At 40.9% G+C, this 7,216-nt stretch carries 6 protein-coding genes and 1 tRNA gene; 4 read left to right on the plus strand and 3 right to left on the minus strand.

Features of this window, described 5'->3' with window-relative positions; translation table 11 throughout:
- Positions 1-110 precede the first annotated feature (110 nt).
- The 3 genes from psbV (at position 111) to petJ (ending at position 2,317) form a co-directional block, all read left to right on the plus strand.
- A complete protein-coding gene (gene psbV / locus H6F47_RS18150) occupies positions 111-602 on the plus strand; it encodes a photosystem II cytochrome c-550 (protein WP_096568354.1) in 492 nt (163 codons plus the stop codon).
- Positions 603-1,138: 536 nt separating this feature from the next.
- Positions 1,139-1,558, plus strand: coding sequence for a plastocyanin (petE, locus tag H6F47_RS18155; RefSeq protein WP_096568357.1), 420 nt, complete (start codon positions 1,139-1,141; stop codon positions 1,556-1,558).
- Between the two features lie 411 nt (positions 1,559-1,969).
- Positions 1,970-2,317 (plus strand): cytochrome c6 PetJ, encoded by a 348-nt coding sequence (petJ, locus tag H6F47_RS18160; RefSeq protein WP_096568360.1) that lies wholly within the window; start codon positions 1,970-1,972, stop codon positions 2,315-2,317.
- A gap of 312 nt (positions 2,318-2,629) precedes the next feature.
- Here the strand turns inward: petJ and H6F47_RS18165 are convergent, their stop codons facing one another.
- Together H6F47_RS18165 and H6F47_RS18170 are read right to left on the minus strand one after the other, a co-directional pair.
- Positions 2,630-4,045 (minus strand): hypothetical protein, encoded by a 1,416-nt coding sequence (locus tag H6F47_RS18165; protein ID WP_190650367.1) that lies wholly within the window; start codon positions 4,043-4,045, stop codon positions 2,630-2,632.
- A 284-nt stretch (positions 4,046-4,329) separates the two neighbouring features.
- Complete coding sequence (locus tag H6F47_RS18170) at positions 4,330-6,258, minus strand: cation:proton antiporter (protein WP_096568366.1); 1,929 nt, start codon at positions 6,256-6,258, stop codon at positions 4,330-4,332.
- A gap of 476 nt (positions 6,259-6,734) precedes the next feature.
- On the opposite strand from H6F47_RS18170, the gene H6F47_RS18175 reads away from it, so the two are divergent.
- Positions 6,735-6,807: transfer RNA gene (locus H6F47_RS18175), tRNA-Glu, on the plus strand.
- A gap of 101 nt (positions 6,808-6,908) precedes the next feature.
- On the opposite strand, the gene H6F47_RS27595 is transcribed toward H6F47_RS18175, so the two are convergent.
- Positions 6,909-7,216, minus strand: a 308-nt coding sequence (locus H6F47_RS27595) for a hypothetical protein (protein ID WP_206755153.1), incomplete at its 5' end; no start/stop codon positions are given.

Below are 7,216 nucleotides of genomic sequence, written 5' to 3' on the forward strand. Positions count from 1 at the left end.
GGTGATACCCGGCAAACTTTTAGCATCAGATAGCATCAGATCAATATCTGTGCTTTTTGAAACTATTGGTGTCTTAGCTGTGTTGAGCATTACAAACTTGAAGGGGAAATATGTTTAAAAGACTGATAAGCGTTGTTGTTGCTGCTGTTGTATTGAGTTTTCAATTATTCATCGGTAGTGCAACAGCTTTGGAACTAGATCAAGCTACCAGAACTGTCAAATTGAACGAACAGGGTGATACTGTTGTCATTAGCATACCGCAACTGGCAATAGGTAAAAAATTATTTAATGACACCTGCGCTCAATGTCATGCTGGTGGTGTAACCAAGACTAATCAAAACGTAGGATTAGAACCAGAAGCTTTAGCTCTAGCTACACCCAGACGTGACAATATTGAAGGGCTGGTTGACTACATGAAGAATCCTACCACCTACGATGGTGAAATCGAGATTTCTGAAATTCATCCTAGTATCAAGAGCGCCGATATCTTTACAGAAATGAGAAACTTGACAGACGATGATTTGACAGCGATCGCAGGTCATATTCTCATCCAGCCAAAAATCGTTGGTATTAGATGGGGTGGTGGTAAGATCCATTACTAAACATCTGCTCATTGGCCTTCTTACTTTCTAAAAGTATGGGCAATTTTGCCCTTACTGTAGAAAAATCTCACTTCCTAGTCCTGATACCTGAGTGCATTCAAGCATTACTGTTATCTTGGTTGACTTATACCTACTGCTTATACTTGACTTTGCTCTCTGGCAGCAGGATTGGGAACTTTGTATTTTAAGCTGCATTTTCCTATTAATAACCGCTAATTAGGACTTGCTGAGAAAGTCTTTCCATGAGGGGATAGGAGTCAGGAGTCAGGAGTCAGGAGTCAGGAGGAAGTTTGAAAATTCCTTTTCCATCTCTCGAAATCCCAAAAAATGCACACTTTTTCACGTATACCCTTCAAAACCCTTGCACTTTTTTCCTATTTATCAGCCTCAAACTTTTGATTTATCTGCGTTTTGCATTTTTTCAGCAAACCCTAATTATTAAAAAAAAAATTTTATCTATGACAGGTTGTCATATTTGGTGTTAAATGTAGTTAACATAAGAAAAGAAAAATAAAACTATATCTCAGGAGAGAGCCATGAAATTAATAGCAGCAAGTTGGAGACGCTTGACTTTAGCTGTTTTAACTGTACTGTTAGTTGTTAGCAGCTTTGCTGTTTTCACTCCCACCGCATCTGCTGAAACCTACACCGTCAAATTGGGTAGTGACAAAGGATTGTTGCAATTTGAGCCTAAGCAGTTAACTGTTAAACCTGGTGACACAATTGTGTGGTTTAACAACAAAGTTCCTCCCCACAACGTTGTCTTTGATCCTATAAAAAATCCTGCTAAGGATAAAGATTTAGCTGCATCTTTGTCTCACAAAAAATTAGCACTCAATCCTGGGCAAAAAATGGAAACAGTTATCCCCGCAGATGCACCAACTGGTGATTACACTTTCTACTGCGAACCTCACCGTGGTGCGGGTATGGTTGGTAAACTAACTGTTGCCAGCTAACAATCTCGCTCATTTAACACCAGATGATTTTTTTGCTCATCAGGTGGTACAAACTAATTAATAGGAGCGGTAACGAGTTTGATCCCTGGGAAAGAATAAAGGGATGAGCTAGTTACCGCTAATTTTAGTTTGTAAGATAAATTTTATTTGATAAATGCCGTATTATAATATACAAGTTATTCCATCACTGAAGATGCCACAATCTCTTGGATTTATAAGAAAAAGGGATCTAGTCTAAGTGGACTCGTTGAATCAAGAATCTGCGCTCCTTTAGGACGCAGAGTGTCAATAGTGATAAGCTGTTGTGCATTTAATTTGTATAAGTGGAACAGGCATCTTGCCTGTTAAACAAGAGTTCAGAATATTAGAATTTTACAATTTAAATGTGTCAGAAGTTACGAGGAAAATCTCTTGAGAATACCTTTATTAATTTTACTGTTGGCGATCGCCCTCTTATTTAACTTTCAATTCATTGATCCCGCCTTAGCCGCAGAAGCATCTACAGGCAGCGCCATTTTTAGTAATCACTGTGCTTCTTGCCATATAGGAGGCGCTAATATCCTAGTTGAACATAAAACTTTACAAAAATCAGCACTATCAAAATATTTAGAAAATTATGATACCGAACCCATTCAAACCATTATCCATCAAATTCAGAACGGTAAAAGTGCCATGCCCGCCTTCAAGAGCAAATTAAGCGAGCAGGAAATTCTAGAAGTGGCCGCTTATGTTTTCCAGAAAGCGGAAACAGGCTGGTAGTATCATGTTTTTTTGAACACTTGTTATGAAGAAAGCAGGGAGCAGGGAGCAAGGGTAAAAATTAATTCTTGATTCTGACTCCTAACTCCTGACTCCTGTAGGGGCGTTCGCGAAGCGTGCTGGAAGCATCAGCATTCGGGCGATAAATTATCAATTTTGATCACAATTTTCTTGTACGGGCGAAGCATTCGGGCGATAAATTATCAATTTTGATCACAATTTTCTTGTACGGGCGAAGCATTCGGGCGATAAATTATCAATTTTGATCACAGGTTATTTTCCGAATGCTTCGCCCCTACGACTCGTGAATTCTTAATTTTCTTGATTTGAGTTTTGTCTTGTTTCCTTCATTTGACGTAACTGTTGAATCAACTTTTGAGCAGATTCAGTAGATAAAGCAGATTTATCATCACTAACTACAGATGTTGGTGATGAACTAGGAATAACAACAGCTTGATTATTAGACTGATTTTTGTCTATTTGTGGATCAGATACTGTTTGATCATCTGGGCTTGGTGAGGGCTTTAACTGTTCAATCTTCTGGGGAATTTTCCTATCGCCATTATTTGTAAATCTGAGTTGGAAAGGATAAGAACTAATGCGTTTCTCACCTTTAGGTGGATTAGCGTTGAAAAATTCTCTAGTTTTGGATTGTAGTTCAGGAGATACTGATCCATCTTGAAACTTGATATCTAAGACCTTACCATCAGGATCTACAACCAATCGACCCAAAACAGTACCTTCCATCCCGGGTTGATTTGTCGAGATAGTTTCACGGATAACTGCTTGTTCCTTAACATTGGGGTATGCTTCCCGAATTGTTGTTCTCAGGGTGTTATAAGAGTCGAGCTTGGCCAGTAACTGTTCCCGTTTCTGACCTTGAGAATCAAACTCGCTTCCAGTTGTTACTTGGGTTTGTTGCTGAGTGGAAGTTGCTGAAGATGGGATCACGATTGCCGCTGCCCGTAATTGATCTTGACCTTGTAGAGATGGTTCAGCAGCAAGATCAGGAGCAGAATTAGCAGCAATTTGAACTGAGTTATCTCCTAACTGAATTTTTTGTGGTTCAGTAACACCCTGTGGTGTTGCCGTAGAGCCAATATCAATAGCATCAGGAGATGGGTTAATTAGCGGTTCACTAGGTAATTTATTATCTGCCTCAAGTTGTGGCAAACGGTTGATATTCAGTGGTTGGGTTTCTTTAATTTTGGCATCTATATCATCCACAAAAGGAGAGGATGAAGGAGAGGATGTATTTCTGCTGATGCGGAAATTAGAAACTTGAGTTCTAAAATCGTTTCTAGCAAATCTTTGGATAGGCTGCCTTTTGGGCAAGTAAGAAAGACTATAGTTGGCCGATGATGTAGGGATCGGTGGCAGTACCGACTGGCTAGGTAAAGGAGCTTGGATAGCTGGTTCTACAGGTGGGATCATAGCTTTTTCCTCACCAAAGTTAATTAAAGGAATTCCCGGTTGTTGTGGCAGTTGGGGTTGTAAAGCCACCTGGGATGGTGCTGTTTGAGGCAATCGGTTTTGATCAGCCGAACTCAATTCCATTAATCCGACTGCTTTTGTAGAATCAGCTACTGTGGGTTGACCAGAATCAACAGGCATTAATGGCACAATCAAGGCAATAGCACCGTGAATACCAAGAGAGGCTATAGCTGCTATTCCAGTGGGTTGGCTGAATATTTCTGGTATATTTTTCAGGATGGATGCGTAAGACATAGCTGTTATCGTTCACTCGGCTCGGTTGCAATTTACTAGTCGAATCAGGCAGAAGGCTGTAACAGTTATAACACCAGAGAAAATCAGCTTTTTTTCATTGCTAGATACAGCCATTTCTGCCATGCTTTACTAGGGATTTTATCTTTTAAATTATATTGCCATTTTTAGAGATTGGATTCTCTCACTAACAAATAATAACTTCCTATTTTGGCATTGAAAACAGGAACATTCAAGCCAAAGCAGGTAACAGGTTTTTGCTACTCGTGAGTCGGTTCTATTAAAGTTCAATTACCAGATGCTTCCGTAGCAGACAGTTGAGAGAATTTAGCGGTGGGTACTTCTTCCACTTCTGGTAACTTTTCTAAAGCCAAGGCTGTAGACTGACTAGCACCAGATAAACGTTTTAACAGATTTGGTCGGGAATCATACAACAGGTAAATAATGCGATCGCCTATTTCCCAACTTTGATTAACTGACATTACCTGTAGGCGCTCTTCCCTTTCCATCAATAGCGGTACTAACACCCCAGTCCTAATCTTTTCCTGTATATGCTCCTGCTGACTGGAAAATTCAGCCTCATTCAAAGTAGTTGTTCCCAATTTTACCCGGCCATTACTTAAATATTCATTCCAGGTTTTCACAGGTAAGTCAGAGACAAAAGCTTGATTCACTCTGCTATTGCTGCTGTTCACCGAGCCAGAAGCTTGGGGATCACGGGGAAATACTGCTAAAACACGGGGTGGATTAAACTCCTCTGCTGCCCGTTGTGCTAACACAAAATTCACTTCCCCGTTATTAGTCATTGCCAAAAAAGTACCCCTTGAAGCAATGCCAGCTTCTTCCAATACTTCTGCATCTAGCGCACTACTAGCAATCACGCGCAGATTTTGAGCTTCAGCTTGAGCAAAATATTGGGAGTCAGTGTCAATAATGATCACACTTTCTCCTCGTTCCTGGAAGAACCTGGCAATCAATAAACTCAAAGGATTACAACCCACTATCACTGCCCCAGTGGCATCTTTAGAAGTGATGCGTAACCATTTCACCAGCCACCCAGCTGTTAACCCTTGACAAAAAACAGTCATGATAATTGTCAAGAACACCAAAGCTTTAATCGCATCACCACCATTAACACCCCGTTGTGTCAGGGAAATTGCAAATAAAGATGCCACAGAAGCAGAAACTATGCCTCTGGGCGCAACCCAACCTAAAAACAATTTCTGTCGCCAATTCAGATTACTGTTCCAAGTACACAATAAAATGTTGATCGGGCGCACCACGAACATCAATACCAAAACAGTAAATAAACTACCCCAACCCAAGGCCAACACACTGGCAATAGATAAATCAGCGGCTAGGAGAATAAACAGTACAGAAACACTGAGAATTGTTAGCTGATTTTTAAAGCTGCGTAACAGGCGTTCTTCAGGGACTGATGAGTTAGCAAATACCGCACCGGCTACAACTGTAGTCATAATTCCTGACTCACTGCGAATAGTTTGCGCTAAGGTAAACAAACCCCACAGTCCTGCCAACACCATCAGGTTTTTCAGTTCAAAAGAGAGAAAATTGGCGCGTTTGAAAATCCAACTCATCAAAAAACCACCAACACCGCCAATCATTGCGCCTACACTTAAACGCAAGATTAAACCCATAATGGCTTTAATAGGGTCAGGATCACCATTCAAAATAGTATCTAGAACCACGTAGGCTAAAATAGCTCCCACCGGGTCAATTAAAACCCCTTCCCCTTCCAGCAGCGTTGCCACTTGTCGGTCTACGTTGATTTGTTTGATCAGTGGACCAATGACTGTAGGACCTGTGACAACGACTATGGAAGCATAGAGAAAAGCTATATTCCAGGGAAATTCTCCTAGCCAGTGCGCCGCCATACTGCCACCAAGCAGTGTGATCAAGGTTCCCAAGGTGACCAGCAGTTGCAAACTGACGGAAACCCTGCCCATCTCCCGCAGATCCAATTTCAGTCCGCCTTCAAACAAAATAATTGCCGTCGCTAGGGAAACAATTACTTCTAGTCCTGTTCCTAGCAGATGGGGATGTAATAGTCCAATGCCATCAGCACCCAAGAGAATGCCTAACAAAAGTAATAAGACGATGCTGGGCAGCTTAAAATATGCAGCCATCACTTGGGCGCTGATACCTGCAAGAACTGTGAACACCATCTGTAGGGTGATTTGAAAAGATGCTTCCATGTTGTAGATTTTGAGGAATTAATTTCAAAATCCGTTAATTAACCTTTGTCGAGAATCATCAATATTAACATTAACTTTACAGGTACAACTGCACATCCATCTTTAAAACAATAGGATATTTTTTCATGCTTAGTTGTCCATATTACATCTTTTTTCAGGATTTGGCGACCGTAATCAATAGGCTGTTGGCAGCAGGAGGCAGGAGAGTGTCAAAATTTTATATTTTTGTACTTGCTTTGGTTTTTTCGTGCCGACTGACTTACCTGATGAAATGGGATATCTGCAAGCCAATAACACGATAACAAGTTTTTGGGCAGGTTGTTGCGTTCTTGAGGGGAGGGATGAAAAACGATTCCAGCGTCTCCTGCCTTCTCCACTCCTCGATTTCCATGAATTTAGATGCCGAAAAAAAATTTTAGAAAAAGGTGTTGACATCCTCTGGGAAATAGAGTAGATTATTAAAAGTGAAGTCCGATGCCCCCATCGTCTAGAGGCCTAGGACACCTCCCTTTCACGGAGGTAACGGGGATTCGAATTCCCCTGGGGGTACTAAAACATAAAACATCAAAAAGTAGGGAAGAAATTTTATTTAGCGGATGCTGAATTAAGATCAAAATATTACAAGAAAAGGGTTTTAGCCTTTTAAATTTTCAAAAAGTGCAAAGTTTATTGAGGGTTTGCTGAATAAACTGAAAATCACGATGAATAAAGAGTTTGAGGGTGATCACAAAGAAAATAGGTGCAAGGTTTTGAAAACTATGAGTAGGAAAACCTTGCACTTTGTTGGTTTTTACCTCGTTTCCAAATACAAAAAACTCCTTGATATCCTTGAACTCCTGACTCCTTGATAGCGACTTGTACTGAGCCTGTCCTGAGCCTGTCCTGAGCCTGTCCTGAGCCTGTCCTGAGCGGTGTCGAAGGGCGGTGTCGAAGGGCGGTGTCGAAGAGATCGGAAGAG

The sequence above is a fragment of the Sphaerospermopsis sp. FACHB-1094 genome, assembly GCF_014696195.1.
Lineage (GTDB): Bacteria > Cyanobacteriota > Cyanobacteriia > Cyanobacteriales > Nostocaceae > Sphaerospermopsis > Sphaerospermopsis kisseleviana.